The 23,788-nt window shown below is 60.5% G+C and carries 19 protein-coding genes and 5 tRNA genes; 4 read left to right on the top strand and 20 right to left on the bottom strand.

All coding sequences use genetic code 11. The features are described from left to right. Positions 1-3: 3 nt before the first annotated feature. The 6 genes from Q0I65_RS00760 to glf all read right to left on the bottom strand — a co-directional run bounded on the left by Q0I65_RS00760 (position 4) and on the right by glf (position 8,440). Positions 4-879, bottom strand: a complete 876-nt coding sequence (locus Q0I65_RS00760; protein WP_296058760.1) for a DegV family protein — start codon at positions 877-879, stop codon at positions 4-6. A gap of 133 nt (positions 880-1,012) precedes the next feature. Then, positions 1,013-2,302 carry a DNA polymerase IV gene (gene dinB, locus Q0I65_RS00755; RefSeq protein ID WP_296058758.1) on the bottom strand — a complete coding sequence of 430 codons (1,290 nt, stop codon included), beginning with the start codon at positions 2,300-2,302 and terminating at the stop codon, positions 1,013-1,015. Positions 2,303-2,309: 7 nt separating this feature from the next. Next, positions 2,310-3,128, bottom strand: coding sequence for a type III pantothenate kinase (locus tag Q0I65_RS00750; RefSeq protein WP_296058756.1), 819 nt, complete (start codon positions 3,126-3,128; stop codon positions 2,310-2,312). An 81-nt stretch (positions 3,129-3,209) separates the two neighbouring features. Continuing rightward, complete coding sequence (locus Q0I65_RS00745) at positions 3,210-5,894, bottom strand: NTP transferase domain-containing protein (RefSeq protein ID WP_296058755.1); 2,685 nt, start codon at positions 5,892-5,894, stop codon at positions 3,210-3,212. Between the two features lie 300 nt (positions 5,895-6,194). Then, complete coding sequence (locus Q0I65_RS00740; protein WP_296058753.1) at positions 6,195-7,217, bottom strand: glycosyltransferase family 2 protein; 1,023 nt, start codon at positions 7,215-7,217, stop codon at positions 6,195-6,197. Between the two features lie 5 nt (positions 7,218-7,222). Next, positions 7,223-8,440, bottom strand: coding sequence for a UDP-galactopyranose mutase (glf, locus tag Q0I65_RS00735; protein ID WP_296058751.1), 1,218 nt, complete (start codon positions 8,438-8,440; stop codon positions 7,223-7,225). A 214-nt stretch (positions 8,441-8,654) separates the two neighbouring features. Between glf and pta the strand changes: the two genes are divergently transcribed. Beyond that, positions 8,655-9,644: a phosphate acetyltransferase gene (pta, locus tag Q0I65_RS00730; RefSeq protein WP_296058749.1), complete on the top strand. Its 990-nt coding sequence runs from the start codon at positions 8,655-8,657 to the stop codon at positions 9,642-9,644. 146 nt (positions 9,645-9,790) lie between these two features. Here pta and Q0I65_RS00725 read toward each other — a convergent pair whose 3' ends face one another. The 5 genes from Q0I65_RS00725 to rnd form a co-directional block, all read right to left on the bottom strand. After that, on the bottom strand, positions 9,791-11,005 hold the full coding sequence (locus Q0I65_RS00725) for an acetate kinase (RefSeq protein ID WP_296058748.1): 1,215 nt from the start codon (positions 11,003-11,005) through the stop codon (positions 9,791-9,793). A 225-nt stretch (positions 11,006-11,230) separates the two neighbouring features. Continuing rightward, a complete protein-coding gene (xseB, locus tag Q0I65_RS00720) occupies positions 11,231-11,479 on the bottom strand; it encodes an exodeoxyribonuclease VII small subunit (protein ID WP_296058747.1) in 249 nt (82 codons plus the stop codon). Between the two features lie 33 nt (positions 11,480-11,512). Next, positions 11,513-13,072 (bottom strand): exodeoxyribonuclease VII large subunit, encoded by a 1,560-nt coding sequence (gene xseA / locus Q0I65_RS00715; RefSeq protein WP_296058744.1) that lies wholly within the window; start codon positions 13,070-13,072, stop codon positions 11,513-11,515. A gap of 5 nt (positions 13,073-13,077) precedes the next feature. Continuing rightward, positions 13,078-13,746, bottom strand: coding sequence for a zinc metallopeptidase (locus Q0I65_RS00710; RefSeq protein ID WP_296058742.1), 669 nt, complete (start codon positions 13,744-13,746; stop codon positions 13,078-13,080). 213 nt (positions 13,747-13,959) lie between these two features. Beyond that, entirely contained in the window at positions 13,960-15,105 is a 1,146-nt protein-coding gene (rnd, locus tag Q0I65_RS00705; protein WP_296058741.1) for a ribonuclease D, read from the bottom strand. Positions 15,106-15,184: 79 nt separating this feature from the next. On the opposite strand from rnd, the gene Q0I65_RS00700 reads away from it, so the two are divergent. Next, a complete protein-coding gene (locus Q0I65_RS00700) occupies positions 15,185-16,150 on the top strand; it encodes a diacylglycerol kinase family protein (RefSeq protein WP_296058738.1) in 966 nt (321 codons plus the stop codon). 178 nt (positions 16,151-16,328) lie between these two features. On the opposite strand, the gene Q0I65_RS00695 is transcribed toward Q0I65_RS00700, so the two are convergent. Together Q0I65_RS00695 and Q0I65_RS00690 are read right to left on the bottom strand one after the other, a co-directional pair. Further along, positions 16,329-16,417: transfer RNA gene (locus Q0I65_RS00695), tRNA-Leu, on the bottom strand. Positions 16,418-16,546: 129 nt separating this feature from the next. After that, positions 16,547-17,449, bottom strand: a complete 903-nt coding sequence (locus Q0I65_RS00690; RefSeq protein ID WP_296058735.1) for a TerC family protein — start codon at positions 17,447-17,449, stop codon at positions 16,547-16,549. 267 nt (positions 17,450-17,716) lie between these two features. Between Q0I65_RS00690 and Q0I65_RS00685 the strand changes: the two genes are divergently transcribed. Next, positions 17,717-18,517, top strand: coding sequence for a teichoic acid transporter (locus Q0I65_RS00685; RefSeq protein ID WP_296058733.1), 801 nt, complete (start codon positions 17,717-17,719; stop codon positions 18,515-18,517). 197 nt (positions 18,518-18,714) lie between these two features. Beyond that, positions 18,715-18,789: transfer RNA gene (locus Q0I65_RS00680), tRNA-Val, on the top strand. A gap of 543 nt (positions 18,790-19,332) precedes the next feature. Here Q0I65_RS00680 and Q0I65_RS00675 read toward each other — a convergent pair. From Q0I65_RS00675 to Q0I65_RS00645, 7 genes are all read right to left on the bottom strand, one after another. Further along, positions 19,333-19,408 (bottom strand) — tRNA-Gly (locus Q0I65_RS00675). Positions 19,409-19,447: 39 nt separating this feature from the next. After that, a tRNA-Cys gene (locus Q0I65_RS00670) sits at positions 19,448-19,521 on the bottom strand. A 63-nt stretch (positions 19,522-19,584) separates the two neighbouring features. After that, positions 19,585-19,660: transfer RNA gene (locus Q0I65_RS00665), tRNA-Gly, on the bottom strand. Positions 19,661-19,743: 83 nt separating this feature from the next. After that, entirely contained in the window at positions 19,744-19,998 is a 255-nt protein-coding gene (gene secG, locus Q0I65_RS00660; protein ID WP_296058731.1) for a preprotein translocase subunit SecG, read from the bottom strand. A gap of 166 nt (positions 19,999-20,164) precedes the next feature. Then, on the bottom strand, positions 20,165-21,721 hold the full coding sequence (gene gpmI, locus Q0I65_RS00655; protein WP_296058728.1) for a 2,3-bisphosphoglycerate-independent phosphoglycerate mutase: 1,557 nt from the start codon (positions 21,719-21,721) through the stop codon (positions 20,165-20,167). Next, positions 21,721-22,494: a triose-phosphate isomerase gene (gene tpiA / locus Q0I65_RS00650; protein WP_296058726.1), complete on the bottom strand. Its 774-nt coding sequence runs from the start codon at positions 22,492-22,494 to the stop codon at positions 21,721-21,723. The genes gpmI and tpiA overlap by 1 nt, the downstream gene beginning before the upstream one ends. An 85-nt stretch (positions 22,495-22,579) precedes the next feature. After that, positions 22,580-23,764 (bottom strand): phosphoglycerate kinase, encoded by a 1,185-nt coding sequence (locus Q0I65_RS00645; protein WP_296058724.1) that lies wholly within the window; start codon positions 23,762-23,764, stop codon positions 22,580-22,582. Positions 23,765-23,788 lie beyond the last annotated feature (24 nt).

Below are 23,788 nucleotides of genomic sequence, written 5' to 3'. Positions count from 1 at the left end.
TCGCTAATTGCGGCTTTCCGCCATATAGAACAGGGCCATCGTGCCGGGACCGGAGTGGGCTCCAATGACCGGGTCGACGTAGTTGATGACGACGTCGCGCACGCCGAAGCGCTCGCGCACTTTGTTGGCAACGTATTCGGCATCCTCAAGGCAGTCGCCGTGCGTGATGAAGACCATCTGGTCGGCGACGGGCGGAAGGGCGGATTTCTCCATATGGTCGACGAGCGCGTTCAGGGATTTCTTGCGGCCGCGAACCTTCTCCATGGGAATGAGGTGGCCCTCATCGTCGACGTGCAGCACGGGCTTGATGTTCAAAAGCGTACCCGCCCAGGCGCTTGTCTTCGAGACGCGTCCACCGCGCCACAGAAACATAAGGTCGTCAACGGTGAACCAGTGCGCCAGGTTGAGCTTATGCTGCTCCACCCAGTCGCGAAGCTCCTCGATCGAGAGGCCCTCGCGCGCCTTCTGCACGGCATGCCACACGAGCAGGCCCTCGCCGCCCGACGCGGCAAGCGTGTCGACGGAGAAAATCTTACGCTCGGGGAATTCGGCGGCAAACTGGTTGCACAGAAGCGAGATCGCCTCGTACGTACCCGAAAGGCCACTCGAAAAGCCCAGATAAAGAACGTCTCGTCCCGCTTCCAGAAGGCCGCGCAAAAGCGCCTCGGAATCGGCCAGATTAGGAAGTGAAGTCGTGATGACCTTGCCCTCGCGCATCATCGTATAGAACTGCTGCAAGTCGGTGACCTGGCCTTTAAGGTAGCTTTGGCGCTGCTCACCATCGACCATGAACGTCAGCGGAAGCACGTGGAGACCGAACTCGTCGATCATTTCCTCTTTCAGGTTGCAGCTTGAGTCGGTGACGATCTCGAAATCCATGGCTTTCCTTTCTCGACAGGACTCGCGCAAGCACCCCGAAGCGCGGGTCGTTTTCCTCTAAGGAGAAGTATACGGCATTGTGGTGAAAATCGGGGAATAAGCCGCAGGCGCCCGCGCAACACAGCCGCAGACCCTACTTGTAATCGTCAGGGTTCTTAGCACCTGTTCCCGTCGTGTTCCCCGCGTTACGCAGCTCGTGTCCGAACCGCACGGCGCCTTCCCCGAAGCGGTCACGCAAAGCATCGGTGGCGTCGAGCAGGCCGCGGCGCTTCGCGTCGTCGGCGATTACGGGCTCCGCATCAAGCGTCGAAGGCGCCTCGCGCGCGACGTCGAACAGCGCATCCTGCACGAACTCATCCTCGCGAAACCCGCTCATCCCCACGCCGAGGAGACGGATGGGAATCCCCTCGCGCCATATCTCATCGACCATGCGATAGAGCAGCGGGGTGAAGGCGAGCTCGTCGTCGCTCGGGGCGGGAAGGCGTTTCTGGACCGAGCGCACGGAGCGGTCGCCGAAGCGCAGCTTGAGGGAGAGCGTGCGGCCTGCGAGTCCCTTCTTGCGAAGGCGGCGGCCTACCTTCGCCGCCATCGTGGCGATTGCCGCCTCCACATCGACGCGCGATGTGAGGTCTTTCGCGAATGTCATCTCGTTCGATACCGACTTCGCGGCCTCCCCCTCCTCGACGGGTGTCATGTCGCCGCCCTGCGCACGGGTTCGCATCACAATCGCATTCTTCCCAAAGATGCGGCGCAAAAGCGACTCGTCCGCGCAGGCCAGGTCCCCCAACGTGCGCACACCATGGCTCACAAGCTCGCGCTCGGCGACGGCGCCCACGCCGCTCATCTTCCGCACGGGCAAAGGCGCGAGAAATCCCTGCTCACTTCCCGGGTAAACGACAGTGAGCCCACGCGGCTTGTCCATGTCGGAGGCGATTTTCGCGATCGTCTTCGACGTGCCCACGCCCACCGAGCAGGTAACACCGAGCGCTTCGACGCGCGATTGGATGCGTTCGGCGATGCGCACAGGATGCTCCGTGTTCACCTTGGTGGGAGAGACGTCCACGAACGCCTCATCGATGCTCACCTGCTGCACGAGCGGAGTCTCGTCCCGCAGGATGCCCATGATGGCTTCCGACATCTCGCGATAGCGGTCGAAATGCCCGTGCGTCCAGATGGCGTCGGGGCACAGCCGCCGTGCAACCGATGCGGGCTGGGCACTGTGGACGCCGAAGGCGCGCGCTTCGTAGGATGCCGTCGAGACGACCCCGTGCTTGTCGGCGTCGCCACCGACGATGACAGGCTTTCCACGCCAGCCAGGATGGTCGAGCTGCTCGACGGACGCGAAAAAGGCGTCGAGATCGACGAGCAGGATCGCCGGGCCCTCCCACGGCTGCAGGAGCGATTCGGCAAGAGCATTCGACATAAGGGTCCTACCTGCGCCGGTTCAATCGTTCGAGTATACCCAGTCCGAGAAGCGTCAAGTCGGACTCGACCTGCGCCTCGTGCGAGCACAGGGCGGCAAGCGCCGAAACATCGTCCCCCGACATGACGACGCTGCCGGAACATCCCATCTCCTGCCAAATCATGTCGATGAGGCCGTCGATGCGCGCGACCTCACCCATAACCGCGCCCGACTGAATAGCAGCGCGGGTGTTGGTTCCGACGATAGAAGCCGGCGCCTTCATCTCAACCATGGACAACCTCGCCGCCGCGGAAGAGAGCGCCGAAAGGGAAAGGCGCAGGCCAGGCGCGATGATGCCGCCCGCAAACGCGCCGTCCTCGTCGAGGACCTCGAAGTTCGTCGTCGTCCCGAAGTCGACGACGATAAGGGGGAACCCGAAGAGCTCCTTCGCAGCAACCATGTCGGCGATGCGGTCGGAGCCGACCTCGCCCGGATCGTCGAAACGCATCTTGAGTCCCGTTTTCAGGCCAGGCCCCACGACAAGCGGGCGCGATACGCTCACCGCATGAGCGGCCTGCGCCCAAGCATCGGTAATTGAAGGCACGACCGACGACACGATGGCGCGCTCGATCGAAACCTCGTGCGAGGCGCTTGAGAACCCTCGGATGAGGAAGAACTCGCGCAGCATGGCATGGGCCTCGTCGACCGTGATGACGGGCCGCGTCGTTACACACCAGGTCGAGGCGAGCTCATCGCCCTCGAACAGCCCGAAGCGCGTAAGGGTGTTCCCCACATCGACGGCGAGCACAAACGCCGAGCGGACAGGAGCCTTTTTTGATTGAGTCATGATGCGATGGCCCCTTTCCCTAAATGCTGCGCGCAACGGCTATGCGCGGTTCGTTTTACTTGAGTTCCCCGATTATAGCCGCTAGGCGTCCTTGTGACGCACGACGTATGCGGGATCGATGCGGCGCAGGTCGTCGAAATCGTCGATCTCCAGGATATCGTCGGGGCTGCAGCGGCGCACGTGGACGGAATATTCCCCCGGTCGTCGCACGATCGCCACGTCGTCCCAGAAAATCTGCCGGGCATCGTCTCGCTCGAACACCTCGGGGATGTCGCGCGCAAGCCGCGCTCCATCAGCCGCGCTCCAATACGACAAGCCGACCATCTGCCAGCATGGGGCATCCTTGCCCTTCGCCAAAGTCTCGATGACGCCCTCGCCGTCGGCGTCGAAATACCAGTCATCGGTTCTCTCGACGGGAAATCCCAGGTAGTTCGACTGATACTGATACCTGCTCACCAATGTCGGGTTCGTAAGGAACAAATCGCTCTCGAAGACGTAGGCGCGCTCGAAATGACCGCATGCAGCCACCGCCGACGAGATGTTGTTCGTCTGGTCGAACAGCGGGTTGTCGATGAAGTGCAAGTTGGGATACTTACTGAGAAGCTGATCAAACTCCTCTGCCAGATACCCGCGCACGATATAGATCTCGTCGATCCCCGCGGCCATGATCGCGTCGATCAGGCGATCGATGATGCGCACCCCATGGACACGCGCAAGCGGTTTGGGGGTGTTCACCGTGACGGGAAGAAGCCTGCTGCCGAAGCCCGCGGCCAAAAGCACGGCCCGCTTCGCGCGATACGGCTCGAGCGCCGCAAGGCCGCGTGGGGTCACAACGCCGTCCGCAAGCAGCCCCTCCTCGCAAAGACGGGCGCACGCAGCATCGCGGGAAGCGTCGTCGATGGACTCGGGGTGCACGGTATTGCGCGTCTTTGCCTCGGCCTGGGCAAGCACGACAAACTCCTCGTAGGAAAGCGCACCGGCGCCCGACGTCGGCATCCCAACCGCCTCCGCCATGGAAAGCGCAGCCTCCGCGTAGTCTTTTGCCGATCGGTACCAGACGTAGAACCACTCCCCCACCGGCGCGCCCTTGAGCTCGCGGTGCATGGCCCACACATACCAATACCAGCCGACAATCGCCGTGCAGGCGATCAGGTGGAACACCTCGTCTGTGGTGGCCTCGCGCCCGAAGTACAGAGGGACGGCTTGCTTCGCGCACTCGACGCTGTAGCCCGACCCCTGCGCAACGAAATTGCCGAAATCGCAGCCGTAGTCGCCCATCGCAGCATATTCCCAATCGATGAGGCACAGCTCGTCGCCGTGCACGAGGATATTCGGGCCGTAAAAGTCGTTATGGCACAGAACTGGCGCTCCCGATCCTGCGCGAACGAGCGGGACGAGCCGCTCGATTTTCCCCTTGACTTCGGAAAAGTCCGCAGGGAACGACCAGTCCTCGGTCGCAAGCAGCGACTCAATCTTGCACGCCTCGTCATAAAAGTCGAACGACCAGGGGGAATCTGCGCCGCTCTCGTGCAAGCGCCGCACGAGGCTCAAAGCACGTCCGACATGCTCGTCGTTGCCGTAGTCAAACGGCACGCAATCGGGAATATAGCGGGAAATCTTCCAACCGAGATCGGGGTCCTCGTAGACGAACGACGAGTCGAGCCCCAGGTCAGAGGCAATCTTGAGTGCATACGTCTCAGCTTGGCGGTTGATGATCTCGTCGGTGCCGGCGCCCGGATGGCGGTACACGAACGCCTCGCCGCGGCATTCGAAGTAGAAGGAGAGGTTCGTAAGCCCCTTCTTGATAGGCTTTACGTTCGAGATGTCGCCGCGCTGGCAGTTGAGCGTCGCGCAGATGTTGTCGAGCACGTTCGAGGCCACGTTCTCTATGAACAGCGGGTCGAAATCCTGCAGCTGGTAGAGAGAGTCGAACTCGCGGATCTCGCCCTTCTCGTAGGGGCGCATGTACATGCGAAGCTCGTCTGCGTGCTCGAGAAAGATGTCGTCCCACAGCTTGCCAACCGTCTCAGTGAGATGGTATTCCTGGGAGAGAAATCGCATGAAGTCGCAGGTGAAGTCACGCGTCCAGTACGCGTGCCCCATGATGACCCACGAGTGCGACCCGCCGACGACAGCACCCGTGATGCGCCTGTCGCGGCCCTTCGTCTGAAGGCAGTACTCGTCGGTTTCGCCCTCCTCGAATACCGCCGCATAATACGAGTCGTAGACATAGCGCTCGAAGGGGTTGCTCACGAAGTAATTATCCGACGAGCAAATGTAAGTGTTGCCGATGATATCTCGCACCTGGAACAACGTCGCGTGGTTGTTGCGCGTCGCGTAGTCGGTGTTGACGACGATCTTCACACCGAAAAGGTCCTCCAGGTAGAAGAATTCTTCCTTCTTGAATCCGACGACCACCGTGATGTCATCGATGCCTGCCTCCTTGAGCTGGCGGATTTGGCGCTCGATGAGGACCTCACCGCGAACTTTGAGCACGCCTTTCGGGCATTCGTAAGAAAGCGGCGCCATGCGCGACGAGAGTCCCGCCGCCATGATGACGGCGTTGCGCACCTTATAAGGGGAAAGCTCGTCTTCGCCTTCCGCCGTAAGTGTCCCACCCTCGACAAGGCCGCGATCGCCAAGCGATTTAACAACCGCGTTCACCGTGCCGAGCGACATGCCGCACTCCGAGGCAATCGCGCGCTGCGAGGCTGCAGGCGTCTTCTTCAAAGCGAGCATCACATCGAATTCCGAGCGGGAAAGCATAGGGGGTGTCCTTCCAAACTATATGCAAAAGCGCAAGACAACCCAAAGCCCCGCGCTGAGAACATGAATTTTGACCTCAGATCAGGATACGGGAAGTGTTCAGCTATATCAAGCAAAGGTAATGATTTGAACACGAAAGCGTAAATACAAAGTGCGAGAGGACTGCGAAACGCGGCGTGAACACGATAAGGAGCGGGGTCCGAAGACGCAGAAAAGCCGCCCGAAGGCGGCTTTCTCAGGCTATACCAGCAGGAACCAAACACCAACTCACAGGCAAAACCCGAGCAACTCGCAGGCGCGTTAGTTGAACTTGAACACCTTTTGCGCGAGATGATACCCGGAGATGCCGAGCGAACGACCGAGCTCGCCGGGCAGATTCGTTCCCACATTGAGCACGCTGCGGCGAACCGCGCCGTACGCACCCGGATTCTTCTCCTTCAAGTATTCCCAGATTGCGTGACGTTTCTCGTCTGCCTCGAGCGTTCCGATCATGCGGCAGAAGATAGAGCAGATGCACATCATCATGGACAGGTAGTTCAACATATAGCGGCGAAGCTTTGGCTCCACGACATCGTCGGGCAGCTGCACCGCGTCGATCATGAAGCGCGTGATGCGAAGCTGTTGGTCGATGCGCCCCATCATGACGCTTTCGTTCACGCTTTGGTCCTCGCGCCCGATGAAGTAACGGTACATATCGACATCGAGGTATCGCATGGTGTCAACGAACGGCAGCGGCACGTACACGAAGATATTGTCCACGTAGAAGCAGTGCTCGGGGAGCTTCAGGCCGGTTTCGCGGAGCAGCTCGGTGCGATAGATGGCAGAATGCATGAGCAGGTACTGGCTCTGGCGGAAATGCTTCACGTCTTTCCAGCCGAACTCTTCCTCGGTCGGGAACACGTTGAAGTATCCCATCACCGTGCGCGTGCCCTCGTGCACCTTCTCGTAGACGTAGTTGCCGATGACGAGGTCGGTTGCATGATCGCGGTCAAGCTGCGAGCGAAGGTAGGCCATGACCTGGCGCATCGCGTTCTCATCGAGCCAGTCGTCGGAGTCGACGACCTTGAAGTACAAGCCCTCGGCAGCAGCGAGGCCGGTGTTCACGGCAGCACCATGGCCCCCGTTTTCCTGATGGATGGCACGGATAATGCCCGGGTGGGCCTCCTGCCAAGCGTCAGCCTTCTGGGGGGTGTCGTCTTTTGTCGAACCGTCGTCGACGATGATGATCTCGATGTCGTCACCGCAGGCCAAAAGCGACTCGATGCACTTGTCCATGTAGGCGGCGGAGTTGTAGCACGGCACCGCGAACGAGATGGTCTTCATGAAACCTACCCCTCAACCAGCTTGTCGGAAAGCTCGAGCGCGAGGCTGATGATCTTGTCCATGTTGTAGTAGCGGTACTCGGCCAAGCGTCCCAGCGGATAGAAGTTAGGGAGCTTCGCGGTGAGGGCGCGGTAGCGCTCGTAGTGCGCGCGGTTCTCGTCGGAGAGAATGGCGTAGTAGGGAGTCTGCGTATTGGGGTCCTCGTAGGCGCGCGAGTACTCCTTCATGATGGTGGTCTTGTCCGACTTTTGGCCGGTCAGGTACTTGAACTCCGTGATGCGCGTGTAGTCCTCGGTGACGGTGAAGTTCACGGTTCCGCAGGGCAGCACGTGCTCTTTGTCGAAGGTCTCGTACACGAAGTCGAGGCTGCGGTAGGGCAGGCGGCCGAAGCGCGCGAGGAAGAGCTCATCGAGCGGGCCGGTATAGACGATGGGGCCTTCGAACTTCTTGCCATGGAGTTTAATCGCGGAAAGCGGCGCGTCCTCGGCTTCGCTTTCGAACTCGAGCTCGAACACGCTTTCCGCCTCGGTGTTCAGGCAGACCTGGATGTTTTCGTGGTCGAGCATCTCCTCGAAGAGCTTCGTGTAGCCGAAGACGGGCATGCCCTGGTAGGCGTCCTGGAAGTAGCGGTTATCGCGCGAGATGAAAACCGGCACGCGCGCCGTCACCGACGGGTCGACTTCCTCAGGCGTGAGCCCCCACTGCTTCTGCGTGTAGTACAAAAAGACGTTCTTGTACACGAAATCGGCGATCTCGGCGAGCTCGGGGTCGTCCTGCTCGCGCAGCTCGTTGATGGTCACCTTGCGCTCGTCGCCGAAGGTGTCGATGAGCTTCTCAATGTAGTGCGCGGCCTTCTCCTCGCCGAACGCGATTTCCATCGAGTTCTTGTTGAAGGGCACGGGCATATAGGTTCCGTACCAATCGGCGAGCACGCGATGCTGATATCCCAGAAAGCCGGAGAAGCGACGCGCGTAATCGAAGGCGCGCTTGTCGTTGGAGTGGAAGATGTGCGGGCCGTACTTGTGAACAAGGATGCCCGCCTCGTCTTTCTCGTCGTACATGTTGCCGCCGATATGAGGGCGCTTTTCGATGATGAGAACGCGCTTGCCCGCGCGCTCCGCGAGTTCGCGAGCCACAACGCCGCCAGCAAATCCGCTGCCGACGACAACCGCGTCGATGTCGTTCATGTTCACTTCGTTGAACTGTGTGTACTGCACGCCCATGTGAGCTTTGCCTTTCGTTCGCATGTAATGGTTTCAGGGAGCCGCCGCGAGCGGACCCGTTCGGATGGTGCGCACGATGAAGAATGCCGACATCCGAATCTTGATTATTCTACCGATAACATCCTACCCTATACGCCATCACATACAAACGGGACAAAAAATGCCGTCTTACAAGGGTAAAATGCGCAGCGTATACCTGGAGAAAGGAATGCGCATGTCGTTTTTGGAAACCATGCTCGCGCGAGCGAAGGCCGACAAGCAGACGATCGTGCTGCCCGAGGGCAACGACCCCCGCACGCTCGAAGCGGCCGAGAAGCTCATTGCGCACGATGCCTGCAACGTGATCGTCCTTGGCCGCGAGGAGGAGCTGAAGGCGGGAGGCCGCGAGCTTCGCGGAGTCCGCATCATCGACCCCGAAACGTCCGATCTGCGCGAGAAGTTCGCAACACGCCTCTATGAGCTGCGCAAACACAAGGGAATGACGCCCGAGGACGCGCTTGCCAAGATTTCCGACGTCCTGTATTTCGGCGTCATGATGGTGAAGTGCGGAGAAGCGGACGGCATGGTGTCGGGCGCCTGCCATTCGACCGGCGACGTGTTGCGCCCCTGCCTGCAGATTTTGAAGACCGCCCCCGGCGTGAAGCTCGCGAGCTCGTTTTTCGTGATGGTGGTCCCCGATTGCGAATACGGCCAGAACGGCACGTTCATTTTCAGCGACTGCGGCCTTGAGGTGCAGCCCGACGACGAGGCACTCGCCCATATTGCGGTGAACTCCGCACGCTCGTGGAAGTCGCTCATAGGAACCGAGCCCGCCGTCGCGATGCTCTCCCACTCCTCGAAGGGTTCCGCGCGAAACGACGACGCGAACAAGGTCGTGCGCGCGGTGGAAATTGCCCACGAGCTCGACCCGAGCCTCGAGCTCGACGGCGAACTGCAGCTCGATGCCGCCATTGTGCCCTCCGTGGGCGAATCGAAGGCGCCCGGCTCGCGCGTCGCGGGGCACGCGAACGTGCTCATCTTCCCCGACCTTGACGCGGGCAACATCGGGTACAAACTCGTGCAGCGCCTGGCGAAGGCGGAAGCCTACGGCCCCATCACCCAGGGACTCGCCGCGCCCGTGAACGACCTGTCGCGCGGATGCACCGCCGACGACATTGTGGGCGTCGCCGCGATCACCTGCGTGCAGGCGCAGGCCATGAAGTAGGTTGGGGCGCAAGCTTTCGTCTGGCGCCTATGCCAACAACGAATCGGGGGGCTCGATCATGAGCCCCCCGATTTATTTTCCAACCGCACACCGTATGCCCTCGTGACCTCAACCGGCGTGTACGCGAAAAGGATTTTCCTGACAAGCTAGATATCTCGGTCGATTTCGCTTTCCTCCACGATGCGGAAGGTGTCGAGCGCGATCATGTACTCCTCGTTGGTGGGGATAATGATGATCTTCACAGCCGAGTTGTCGGCGGAAATCTCGCGCTCGAAGCCGCGCTGGCGATTTTTCTCCTCGTCAAGGATGATGCCGAGCGGCTGCAGGCCGGCAAAGATCATGCGGCGCATCTTCTCGCAGTTCTCGCCGACGCCTGCGGTAAGCACGATGGCGTCGACGCCGCCCATGACGGCAATGTAGGCACCGATGTATTTCTTCACCGAGTTCGAGTACATGTCGTAGGCGAGCTGCGCGCGCTCGTTGCCGCCCTCGGAGGCGTCGCGCACGCTGCGAAGGTCGTTGCTCACGCCCGAGATACCGAGCAAGCCCGACTTCTTGTTCATAAGGTCGTTGACCTCGGAGGTGGTGAGGTTCTCGTGATCCATGAGGAACGGCACGATAGCCGGGTCGATCGCGCCGCAGCGCGTGCCCATCATCAGGCCGTCGAGCGGCGTCAAGCCCATCGAGGTGTCCACGGCGACGCCATGGTCGATGGCGCTCATGGAGCAGCCGTTGCCCAGATGGCAGGTGATGAGCTTCAAGTCCTCCAACGGCTCGTCGAGCACGACAGCCGCGCGCTCGGAGATGTAGCGGTGCGACGTGCCGTGGGCGCCGTACTTGCGGATGGCGTACTTCTCGTAGTACTCGTACGGAAGCGGGTACATGTAGGCCTTCGGCGGCAGCGTCTGGAAGAACGAGGTGTCGAACACGGCGACCATAGGAATATTCGGCATGTGCTTCTGACAGGCGCGAATGCCCATGAGAGCTGCCTTGTTGTGAAGCGGAGCAAGCTCGGCGAGCTCGTCGATCTTCTCGATGACGTCATCGTCGATGAGGACCGACTTGTCGAAGTACTTGCCGCCCTGAACGATACGGTGCCCGATCGCATCGATTTCGTCGAGAGATTTGATGGGTGCGTCGTCGCTGTTGATAAGCGAGTCCAGCACGAGCGCCATAGCTGCATCATGGTCGGCCATCTGCGCATCGATGACCACTTCGTTCTCGTCGATTCCGTGCTTGTGGAAGGCGTTTGCCGAGCCCACGCGCTCGCAGATGCCCTTGGCAATAACGGCATGATTCTCGACGTGGACAAGTTGATACTTAAGAGAGGACGAGCCCGCATTGATGACCAGAACGTTCAACAGCCAACCTCCTACAACGTTACGTTTAGGTAAATTGTAGGCATGCGCCGCAAACAGAAGACGCGCGAGCCGTTCGAATTCGGCAAGCGGTTCCGCTGTTCATTCGAGACGAAAAGCGGACACGCAGGCTTCCTTTCGCATAGAAAAGCAAGCCTGCGTTCCCGTAAAGCTGCTGATGAACGGTGGTGAGTCCAAGGTTTATCGGCAGAGAACCGTCGCTCGCGCCTAGGACAGCGTCGTGTCGCGGACCTCGTCGTCTGCCGGCTTCTCCAGCTCGCCCATGAGGACGTCGATGCGCTGCTGGGCGCCGTCGATGCGCTTCTTAAGCGAGGCGATCAGCTTCACCCCGCGCTCATAGGCCGTGACGCTCTGCTCAAGCTCGAGCGAGTTGCTCTCGAGCACGCCCACGATTCGGTCGAGCTCCGCCATCGCCTCGCGGAAGGTGAGCTCCCCGATCGGCTTCTCTTCTACCATAGGGTTTCTCCTTTATCGATTGCTGTCGTTAGTCTATTCGGATGCGACATCTGTCGCGGGCGCTGCCGCGTCCACCGTGCACGAAAGCGTGCCGTCCGACACCTGCACGGCGACTTTCGAGCCCGCAGGCGCCTGACCGATGCTCTTCACCACCGCCCCGTCGTCAGTACGGGCAATCGCGTAACCGCGGGCAATGACGGCAAGCGGAGAAAGGTCGTTCAAGCGCGAGGCGGCAAGCCCAACCTCGTGAGCGAAGGGCGCGACCAGGCTTTTCCCTTCTGAAGCGAGACGGCCCGAAAGCGTCTCGAGACGCGCCTCATCTCGCTGCGCGATGCCTGTGCCCGCTGCGCGCATGCGGACGGTAAGCGAAGCGAGCTCCATGCGATTTCGCTCGGTGTTCGCAGGAAGCGCGCGGGCGAGGCGGGCGGCGAGTGCATCGACTGAATCGCGCTCGCGCGCTATGCGGGCAGGTTCGGTGCGTACAAGCCGCTCGGAGAGGAAATCGATAGTCTGCATGTCGGTGCCAAGCAGATAGGACGAGTCCTTGAAGACTGGGCGGGTGGCAACGCGGTCGACGGCCACGCGCGAACGATCGAGCCTTCGGATGAGACCGTCGTGGATTGCCCGCGCACGGGCGACGAGGTTCCCCGACAGCTCGGCCGACGAGGGCGACACCGCCTCGGCAGCGCCAGTCGGGGTCGAAGCGCGAACGTCGGCCACAAGGTCGGCAATGGTCGTGTCGGGCTCGTGGCCGATGCCTGTCACCACGGGGACGGGGCATGCTGCGATGGCGCGCGCAAGCCCCTCGTCGTTGAAGGGCATGAGGTCCTCATACGACCCGCCGCCGCGGACGAGCAGAACCGCCTCGGCACCCGCGCGCGACACGCAATCGATGCCGCGGACGAGCTCCTGCGGCGCACGCGCACCTTCGACGGGCACGCCCGCGACGAGAACCCTCGCAAGAGGCCAGCGACGGCGAAGCGTTCGCAAGACATCGTGCACTGCGTCTCCACGAGGCGAGGTAACAAGGCCTACAACCTGGATATTTGCAGGAACGGGACGCTTTCGCGCCTCGTCGGTGAGACCTTCCACGTAAAGCTTGCGCGCGAGGTTCGCAACCTGCATACGCAAGTTCCCCTCGCCCGCCAAGCTTACCGAGAACACGTCGAAGTTCATGCGACCCTTCGGCGCGTAGAGAGTGAACCGCCCCGTCAGCTCAACAAGCGCGCCGACATCGAGCTCGACTCCGCATGCTCGGTAGCGATTGAGCCACATCATACAGGGAAGCGATGCCTTCTGATCCTTCACCGTGAAGTAGACGGCCTTGTAGCCCGCCTTGTTAGACACCTCGGACACCTCGCCGACAAGCTTCACGGTGACGTTCTCGAGCGCGCCTTTCGCAAGCGCCATGGCACCCGAGACGGTGAGGGGCTCGGGTTCTGCCTGGGCTTTCCCGTCCGCGGATTCTACCGCATACGTTGACCCGTATTTCGCCTGCTCAGACGCATATTCGCGAGAAGTTGCGCGCGTTTGACCCTCCGCTGCCTGCGCTGCGCTGCGAGCGCGCTTGAGACTTTCCTCCCAGCGTTCCATAGCAGCTATTCTTCGCGCTGGCCCAAAAGCCACAGAAGCTGCAGCACGGAAATGAGCGCCGCGGCCACGTAGGTCAGAGCGCAAGCGCGCAACACGTTGAAGGCGCCCTTGCGCTCAGCGGAGACGACTCCGACGCCCGACAGGTAGTCCATCGCACGATGGGATGCGTTGAACTCGACGGGGAGCGTGACCAGCTGAAACACCAAGACAACCGCATACATGGCAATCGCAAGCACCTGAAGGCCCTCAAGCTGCAAAACGATGCCGATCATCAGCAGGAACACCCAGGCGTTCGATGCGAGGTTCACCGCGGGGACGAGCGCGCCGCGCACCGTCATGGGCGTATAACCCTGCGCGAACTGGCACGCATGGCCCGCCTCGTGGCATGCTGTGGCAATCGCCGTGATGCTCGTGCCGTTGTAGGCCTCGGGGTCGAGCGTGATGGAGTTGTTACGCGGGTCGAAATGGTCCTGCCCCGCCCCACCTTGCCTGATCGCGACATTGGTGATGCCGTGGTCGGCGAGCATGCGCTGCGCCATCTGGGCGCCGGTCATGCCGAAGGACGACCTCACTCGCGAGAACTTGGAGATTTGCCTGTTCACATACCCCTGAGCACCCAAGCCAATCACCATGGTGAGGACGATGAATGCGATGTAGCTTCCACCCATAAACATAGGTACCAATCACTCCTTCACAAAGGGGAGACGATGCTTCTCGTTATTACGAACAATTGTACACTTTAGCGTATGCGGACCCGCGCCCAAACGCACGGCGGCGCTTTACGCGAAACGTCCGCAATCGCTGCGCAGGGGCGACACCGGCAGCGTGAGCTGTCCCCCTTTGGACGCTCCTCCGCAACGCCGAAGCCGGCCCCCGAGAGCAGGCCCCTACCCCAGACGCTCGACGACGAGTTCGCCTTTGTTCAGGCTCAGCGCAATGCGGCCTTCGAGGAGGTCGACGAGTTCCTCGCCCACAAGCGCCCATCGCCATCCGCGCATGAGATCGCTTCCCTCGGAGTGTCCGCGCGCAAGCGCCGCCAAGTCACTGTGGCTCGCCAATGTCTGCATGGCGACCCCGTTCTCCTTCGCGCGCAGGCGGACAAGCGCCGCCATAAGGTCGATCGAAGCGTCGACGTTGCGCTCGTTGCGCGACGGTTTCCCCAGGTTGGGCCATTCGTTCTTCGGGAGCGAGCGAGACTTGTTCATACGTTCGATCACCACACGGGCATCGCGCACGGGAAGCTTCTCCCGCACGCCGCGAACCATGTAGAGGTCGTCGATCGTACGCGCATCGCGGCGGCACGCTTCCACAATCTGCTCGTCGGAGACAAGCCACTTGCGCGGCATATCGCGCTTGCGAGCCTCCTCCTCGCGCCAGGCCGCGAACTCGCGCGCCGCGCACAGCTGCCGCTCATCGAGCTGCGCCACGCGCTTTAGCCGCCGATAGCGCAGACGCGGGTCCTCGTGGTATTTCGCCGGGTTCATCATCTCCTCGAAGTCGGGGGCAAGCCACCCGAGGCGCCCCTTCGACTCAAGCTCGCTTCTCATCTTGCGATACACGCGCGGAAGGTAGATCACGTCGTCGGCCGCGTAGTCGATCTGGGAATCGGAAAGCGGGCGCTGCGACCAATCGGTGAAGGAGTCGGTCTTCTTGAGCGTGACGCCGCATACGGCATGAACGAGCGCGCCGTACCCGATCTGCTGCGTATGGCCGAGAAGCGCCGCGGCAATCTGCGTGTCAAAGAGAGGGCGCGGCATCGACCCCACCTCGCGCAGAAGAATCTCGATGTCTTGCCCGCCTGCGTGGAAAAGCTTCATCGTGCGCTCGTCTTCGAGAAGCGGGGCGATCACGGAAAGGTCGTCCACCGAGAGCGGGTCGATGATCGCGACCTCGTCGTCGGTCGCCATCTGAAGCAGGCAGAGCTTCGGGTAGTAGGTGGTCTCTCGGAGGAACTCGGTATCGATGGCGAGCACCTCGGCGCCCGCGACGCGTTCGACGAACGCTTCGAGGCTCGCTTGGTCGGCTAGGTACAAAATGGTTTCCTTACTTATCTAGCACGCCTGAATCGCGTGTTGCTTTACAATCCTCATAATAGCAATCGAAGGGGAATCTGTGAAACTACTCGTGCTGAACAACCTGGCGTCTGGTTACGGAGAAGGCGCGATTTACGATTTCGTGCGATCATTTGCCGCCGACGGCGACGAGGTTTGCCTGCGCTCGACCGACGGGACGACCGAGCTCGAAAGCTTGATCGCCGACGCCCGCGACTTTGACGCGGTCATCGCAAGCGGCGGGGACGGAACGGTCACAGCGACCGCGTATTCCCTGGCTGGCACAGGAATTCCCGTCATGCTATTTCCCGCTGGCACCGCGAATCTTCTCGCGCTGAACCTCGCATCCCCCAACGAGCCGCATGCGCTCGCGAAGATGCTGCGCGCGGGAATCACGCTCGATTTCGATATGGCAGAAATCGAATTTCACGCGGAGGGCGGCGAGCCCGTGAAGAAGGGCTTTGGCATCATGGCGGGCGCCGGATACGACGCGGCGATCATGAAGGGGGCGCAGCCCTCAAAACGCCTGCTCGGCCCCATGGCGTACTTTTCCGCCGCGCTCGCGAACCCCCTGCCTCCCACCTCGAAGATCACGCTCACGCTCGATGGCGAGACCATCGAGGAAGAGGGGTTGGGAATTCTCATCGTCAACTTCTCGAAGATCCAATTCGACATCTCGGTCACGAACAAGAACAGCCCGCGCGATGGCATGCTCGACATCGTGGTGCTGAAGGCCGAAAACGCGTTCGGGCTTTTGCCGGCGCTCTTCGCGCGCGCCATCGACCACGAGGGCAATTTCAAGGACAGCCCCGAGACCATCGAGACGTTCCAGGCGAGGGAGGTCGTCGTCGAAGCCGACCCGCCGATGCAAATCCAATACGATGGCGAGGTCGCCAAGGCAACGACGCCCTTCGCGGCACGCATCCTTCCCGGTGCAGCGCGCTTCGTCGTGTCCGAAGAATGCGTCGAGCTGTTCGGAGCCGAGGACGACGCGAAACCCGCCCCCTGGGCCGGCGGCGAGGAATAGATAAGCTTCGAAGGGCGGTTGGCAGGTCGGAAGCCGCACGCCGCCCTATAAGCCGCATGCCTCCATCGGCAGGAACTTAGGGTGGATGCCTATAATCCCAAGAACAAGCACCCACATTCATCAGAAAAGACTTCTTGGTAAAGAAAAAGCCCCTCCGAAGAGGGGCTTTGCTTTTCGATGGTGTCGGAGGCGGGATTTGAACCCGCACACCCGTTAAGTGGGCACTAGCACCTCAAGCTAGCGTGTCTGCCGTTCCACCACTCCGACGAATTTCTCGGCTGCGTCAAACGCAACGTTGCATATATTACCAGAACCAGCTAAGTGCGCAAGAGGTAATTTCAACTTTTTTGAAATCCCTTCGATAAACCCGCCCAAAGGCCCTTCGGTATACGGGAGCTACTCGCCCTCCCCCTTGGAAGCATCGCCCGCATCAACAGTCTTTACGTCCGCAGAAGCCTCTTCGCGCGCCGTCTTCTCCACCGCGTCGTCGTTCGCAGAGGTCGAGCTCGCGGCAACTTCCTGCTTCCACTTCGCAAAGTTCGACGACCAGCGCATCTGGATGAGCTCGAGCACGAAGGCGAACACCATAGCGAAGTACACCATGAGCTTCTCCATGTGCATGTCAAGCACCTCGATGCCCGAGTTGATGCCAAGCGAATCGAGCACGAGCAGTATACCGATAACTGAGATAAAGCAGAGCGCGAGAATCTTCATTTCCGTGTGCTTGTTGATGAAGTCCGAAATCGGGTCGATGAACACCATCATCATGACAACCGCGATCACAACCGCGAGAATCATGATGATGAGGTAGTTCGCCAAGCCAACCGCCGTGATGACCGAATCGATCGAGAAGACGATGTCCATCACCATGATGGTTCCGATAGCCTGCCCAAGCCCGATCTGATGCTTCGCCTTGTGCTCCTCGGAATGCGACGCCTTCTCCTCTGTGAGCGCGAGCACGTCGCGCATCTCGTCGATGCCCTTGTAGATAAGGTACGCGCCGCCAAGCAGCAATACGATGTCGCGCACGGAGAAGCCATGGGCGAAGGACCCGAGGTCAATCGTGAACAGCGGTGCAACCATATGTACGAGATAGCTCGCGAAGCAGAGGAAGATACAGCGGGAAAGCATCGCGCCGGCAAGGCCGAGCTTGCGGCCGATATGCTGCTTCTCCTCCGGCAGGCGATTCGAGGTGATCGAGATGAACACGATGTTGTCCACACCGAGCACGATCTCCAAAAAAATGAGCGTCACGAGGCTGATCCATGCCTCAGGACTTGCAAAGATGGAAAGGTCCACTGTCGTCGTCTCCTTTTCAGTTCCGGCCTTCTCGTCAAAATGCTCGGGGATATAAAAAAAGACTCATGGCGCACCGACCTGATCGATGCGCCATGAGTCTCGCTATTTCAGACACGCCAGATTCGCCTTGCGGCGAACCACGATGTTGAACGTGCCGCGCGTATGTCGCGCCAGCTACTCCCCCACGGGCAGTGGGTATCCTACCATGGAGCTATGAACGGGCAATGCTATAATCGGCGAAATGCACAAACCATCCAGGAGCAAAGCATGACAATCGATAAGTTCGAAGATGCGCCCTATCGCAACCACGAGCCCGAGTTCACCGACGTCGAAGGTTCCGTGAAGTATATCGACGGCTCGAGCCTTGCGCGACCGTTCGAGCTCCCACGCAAGTCGTACGCCCTAGCCGGGGTCTTCATCATTGTTGCAGCCCTCATCGGTGCCTTCATGCTCGCGAAGTACTTCGACGGCGTCTACGGCGCACCTGCTCGAGCGGAGCAGACGGTCGCAGACAACCTCGCGCGCGACGTGAGTTACGACATCCCCAACCTTACGACGTTTATGGAAAGCAGCGACGACGCGATCAAGCAAACGCTCGTCGATGCTGGGTACACCACCTACGAGACGACCAAGGAAGGCGAATACCCCGATGGTGGCTTCGACATCATGAAGCTTCCGAGCGACGTCTCCCTCGCCGAGGCCGGCGTTATGTACGCGAGCGGCATATCGAGCCTTTCGGCGACGGACGCCTCGCGCCTTCTGAAGGGCTCGTGGACGCTTTCGGTTAACCGTTCGGGCACGACTGACACGAGGTTGAAGTTCGCGGACTTCTCGTCGGGCGGCGTGGATGCGGCTATTCAGAATGCTATGGCGGCTTCAGGGCTCGCTGAGGCGCCAATCGCCGACTCGGGCACCGATAATGCGGGGAACACCTATCGCTCCGGCACGATCGAGGCGAACGGGACGACGTACAACTGGCGAGTTTCCGCGATTCCGCTGTCGAGTGTCTACAAGATTAAGGGACTGCCCGACACCGCGATTTACGTTGGCGTGCGCATGACGAAGTAAGGGGCGGAAGGCGGCCTTAGAACGCCGCTCACGGCAAGACATTTCAAGGTGCGAAACGGGTTGCTACTTGGGCGGATTTCCCACCCTACCAAACTTTTTCAAAAAAGTTGAGATTAGGGGTTGGCAAAGATTCTCGTTCTGGTAAACTATCGTCTTGTTGACGCGCCAAGCAGAAACACGGAGCGGAAACAAATCATGGGCGGTTAGCTCAGGGGGAGAGCACTACCTTGACACGGTAGGGGTCACAAGTTCAAATCTTGTATCGCCCACCATGAATCCAAAAGCCAGGCAAAGTGCCTGGCTTTTTTGCTTTTCAAGGGGAGCACTTTCGCAGACTTGGGTACTCCAGGCATCCTGACCATAGTTTGGTCACCATCTGCCGCCAACGTCTCCCGACGCTTTCAACATGCTCCCTATCTGTTCGCTCGTTAGTACTCGCTGGAAGTCGAATTAATCCACGGCTAAGCCCCAAATTAAAGCAGCAGCAATAGATACCTCGGTTTTCGCCAAAGCCTCCCTTTAAGCAAAATGACGAAACCACATTTCAAGCCAAGAGGCTAATGAGAGCTTCGCTCCGTAGCGGTAATGCGAAAGAACGGAAACGCACCCTCGCCACCAGTAATGCACCCTGAGAAGCTCCCAGAAGAGTCACGGGGCACCAAAAGTACCATGAACAGATCTTTTTGGTTCGTGATTATATAAGCCCTCGTCCCTATAAGCCGAAATATAAAGCTTCGAAAGAAATAACCTCGGTTCAGGCAACATGCAGGAAATAAAAAAACGACCCAGTCGGATGACCAAGTCGTTTGAGTTTCTGGAGCGGACAACGGGGTTCGAACCCGCGACCCCCACCTTGGCAAGGTGGTGCTCTACCAGCTGAGCCATGTCCGCATATGTTCGTTTCGCTTTCGCGAGACGATTGTCAAAAATTGGAGGCGACGCCCGGATTCGAACCGGGGGTGAAGGCTTTGCAGGCCTCTGCCTTACCACTTGGCCACGTCGCCATCCTGGCGTCTGTCATTTTAAGGGCTGATCAAACATTCGCTTGACCAGCCCGTTCATGACAATGGAGCGGACAACGGGGTTCGAACCCGCGACCCCCACCTTGGCAAGGTGGTGCTCTACCAGCTGAGCCATGTCCGCGTCGCGAGGTAGTATATTACGCCTTTCTACCTCATTGCGCAACCCCTAATCTCATATTTTTTAAGATTAAGGGGAGACACTCCTTATCGAGCAATCGATCCCTGAGGATAAACGACCATCAGAACGAGAAGAGACACGATGAAAATAATCGCGAAGATGATCGTGATGCGATCGAGGTTCTTCTCGACGATGCTCGTACCCGTCTGCGTGGAGTACACCGAGCTGGCAATCATATCGGAGATGCCGGTGCCCTTGCCAGAATGCAGCAAGATGAAGATGATCAAGCCAATGCCGGAGATGACCAGCAGAATCAGCATGAGGATGAGCAATGGATTCAAAACGTTACTCTTTTCGTTACTCGGTTACTACCTGTTGCGCATCGTACGCAACCATACGCAAGTTATAGATTATACGGGAAACGACATAACGAGACAAGGGCTTCCTCCGTCAAATCCTGACCGAGGGAGCCCCCTACACGAATCGTCCGCAAAATCCGTCAACAAATCAGGCAAGCAGGCTCTTTCCCGTCATCTCGGGGGGAATGTCTACGCCCATTGCCGCCAGCATCGTCGGGGCGATATCGCAAAGCGCACCCTCCTCACCCGAAAGGCGAAGCCCGCGCCCTGAGAAATCAGCCAGCGCGAAGGGAACCGGCGCCGTAGTATGGGCGGTATGGGGAGAACCGTCCTCGGCGAGCATCTTGTCGGCATTACCATGGTCGGCGGTGACAAACGCTACCCCTCCCGCTCGCTTCACTGCAGAAAGAACCTGCTCAACGCCAGCGTCGACCGCCTCGACGGCAGCGACCGCCGCAGGAATGACTCCCGTGTGCCCCACCATGTCGCAGTTCGCGAAGTTCACAATGTACACGTCAGCCGCGGCGGCAGCGATAGCCTGCGCCAAATCGCGCGCGACCTCAGGCTCGCTCATCTCGGGCTGCAGATCGTAGGTGGCAACCTTGGGGCTGGCGACAAGCTGGCGCTCCTCCCCCGACTTGGGCTCCTCACGACCGCCGTTCAAAAAGAACGTGACGTGCGCATACTTCTCGGTCTCCGCGATATGGTATTGGCGAAGGCCCCGCGTCGCGAGCACGTCGGCTAAGACGTTGTCAGGGAACTCCTTCGGGAACGCCACCGGTGCGGGAATATCGGGATCGTACTCGGTCAGGCAGACGAAGTTCACCTGCGGGAACACAGGCCGCTCGAACCCATCGAACGCGGGGTCGACGAACGCTCGTGTCAGCTCTCGCGCACGATCGGGCCTGAAATTGAAGAAGATGACGCCGTCTCCGTCGCGGACTCCACGTGAATCGAGCGCGCGCGGAACCACGAACTCGTCGGTGACGCCTTCCGCATACGAATCCGCCACCACGTCGCACGCCCCGCAGTCGACAGAAGGCGTCGCGCGCACGATTGCCTCCCACGCTTTCTGCACGCGGTCCCAGCGCTTGTCGCGATCCATCGCGTAATAGCGCCCGGAAACCGACGCGATGCGAACCTTGCTCTCCCAGCCCTTCGAGACGATGAGCTGCTCGAGCTCGGCAACATAGCCCTCGCCGCTCGAAGGCGGCACGTCGCGCCCGTCGAGGAAACAGTGGACGCGGATATCCTCAAGCCCGCGCGAGACCGCATGTTCGAGAATCGCGAAGAGATGCTCGTTGCTCGAATGCACGCCGCCATCGGAGAGCAGCCCCATCACGTGCAGCGCACAGCCCGACGCCCGAGACACATCGAGGCATGCGTTGATGACCTCGTTCTCGTCGATGGATCCCGTGCGGCATGCGCGGTTGATGCGCGTAAGCTCCTGATGAACGACGCGGCCGGCACCGATGTTCAAGTGCCCGACCTCGGAGTTTCCCATCTGGCCTTCGGGCAGGCCGACCGCCTCGCCCGACGCCTGAAGGCGCGTGCACTCGCCCGCAAACAGCTTATCGAGAAACGGCGTATGCGCGAGCGAGATGGCGTTGCCGGGACCTGCGGGCGCAAGCCCGAGGCCGTCCATGATAACGAGGCATACGGGAAGCGCGAGGCCTTCGCGCGCAGACGAATCGAGAACGCTCATTACTGCATGACCGCCTTCACGAGCTGGATGAAGGAATCGCACTTGAGGCTCGCGCCGCCGATAAGCCCGCCGTCGATGTCGGGCTCGGCAACGAGCGCGTCGACGTTGCCGGGGTTCATCGAGCCACCGTAGAGGATGCGCATGGCCTGTGCCGTTTCCTCGCCGAAAAGCACAGCGAGCTGCGCGCGGATTGCCGCGCACGCCTCTTCTGCCTGCTCAGGCGTCGCGGTACGGCCGGTGCCGATGGCCCAAATGGGCTCGTAGGCGACGACGCACTTCGCGGCGTCTTCGGCATCAACGCCCGCGAACGCAGCCTTCACCTGGGCGCACACGTACTCGTTCGTCGTGCCCTCGTCGCGCACGGCGAGCGACTCGCCCACGCACACGATCGGCTTCAAGCGCCCGCCCAGAAGTGCGCGCACCTTCTTGTTCACGTCCTCGTTCGTCTCGCCGAAAAGCCCGCGGCGCTCCGAATGCCCAACGATGCAATAGTCGCAGCCGCACTCGCGAATCATCGGAACGGAAACCTCGCCGGTAAACGCGCCGGCTTCCTCCCAGTACACGTTCTGCGCGCCGACGAAGATCTTCGTCTTATCGAACTCGAGCACCGTCTTCACCGGCTTCAAGTCGACAAACGGCGGGCAGATGACGACGTCGACCTTGTCCTCCCAGTCCTTCCACCAGTTGTTGGAAATCTCCTGGGTGAGCACGACTGCCTCACCGATGGCGTTGTTCATCTTCCAGTTGCCGGCCATCATGGGTTTTCTTGCCATGGCTAGTCCTTTCCGCGAAAAAGAACGGGGAGACGAAAGCACGCCACGCGCGCCTTGCCGCCTCCCCTCTTTGCATACCGCCAGTTTAGCGCAGCGCCTCGACGCCGGGAAGCGCTTCACCCTGCACGAGTTCCATACTTGCGCCGCCGCCGGTCGAGATGAAGGTCATCTGGTCGGCAAGGTTGAACTTGTTGACCGCAGCGACCGAGTCGCCGCCGCCGATGACCGTGTCGGCCTCCTTGTTCGCGGCCACCGCGAGCGCCACTGCCTTCGTGCCAGCCGCGAACGCGTCCATCTCGAACACGCCCATGGGGCCGTTCCAGAACACCGTCTGCGCGTCAGCGATGGCATCAGCATAGAGCTTGGCAGTCTCGGGACCGACATCGAGGCCCATCATGTCGGCAGGAATGGCATCAACCGAGCAGGTGAGCGTATTCGCATCCTCAGCGAACTTGTCGGCGCACACGACGTCGACGGGAAGGAGCAGCTTGCAGCCGCGAGCGGCCGCCTTCTCCATCATCTCGCCGGCGCGGGCAACCCACTCGTCTTCCTTAAGCGAGGTGCCGACCTGCTTGCCTTCCGCCAAAAGGAACGTGAAGCACATGCCGCCGCCGATAACGAGCGTCTCGCACTTGTCGATGAGCGCGTCGATGACCTTGATCTTATCGGAGACCTTCGAGCCGCCGAGAATGGCGACGAAGGGGCGCTTCGGGTTCTCGAGCATGCCTGAGAGCGTGGACACCTCGCGCTGCATGAGGTAGCCCGCGTACGCCGGAAGCAGCGCCGCGACGCCTGCTGTGGAAGCGTGCGCGCGATGGGCGGTGCCGAACGCGTCGTTGACGTAGGCGTCGCCGAGCTTGGCGAGCTCCTCGCAAAACGCCGGGTCGTTCTTCTTCTCGCGCTTGTCGAAGCGCAGGTTCTCGAGCAGGAGCACGTCCCCCTCGCAAAGCGCCGCCGCCTTCGTTTGCGCGTCCTCGCCCACCGTGTCGCTCGCGAATGCGACCGGCTTGCCGAGAAGCTCTGCCAGGCGCAGGGCAGCTGGGCGCAGCGAGAACTTCTCCTCGAAGCCCTCGCCCGACGGACGACCGAGGTGGCTCATGAGGATGACGCGCGCGCCGTCGCCAACAAGCTTCTTGATGGTCGGCAGTGCCGCCTTGATGCGCGTGTCGTCGGTCACGACGCCGTCGGACACAGGAACGTTGAAATCGACACGCACGAGCACGCGCTTGCCGCGCGCATCGAGATCGTCGATTGTCTTGATTGATGCCATTGAATCTCCTATTTCAAGAAAGAA

The organism is uncultured Ellagibacter sp. (assembly GCF_934643285.1).
Taxonomy (GTDB): Bacteria; Actinomycetota; Coriobacteriia; order Coriobacteriales; family Eggerthellaceae; genus Ellagibacter.
Note: the sequence above shows the minus strand (reverse complement) of the source record. Positions and strands in the feature narration are given on the sequence as shown.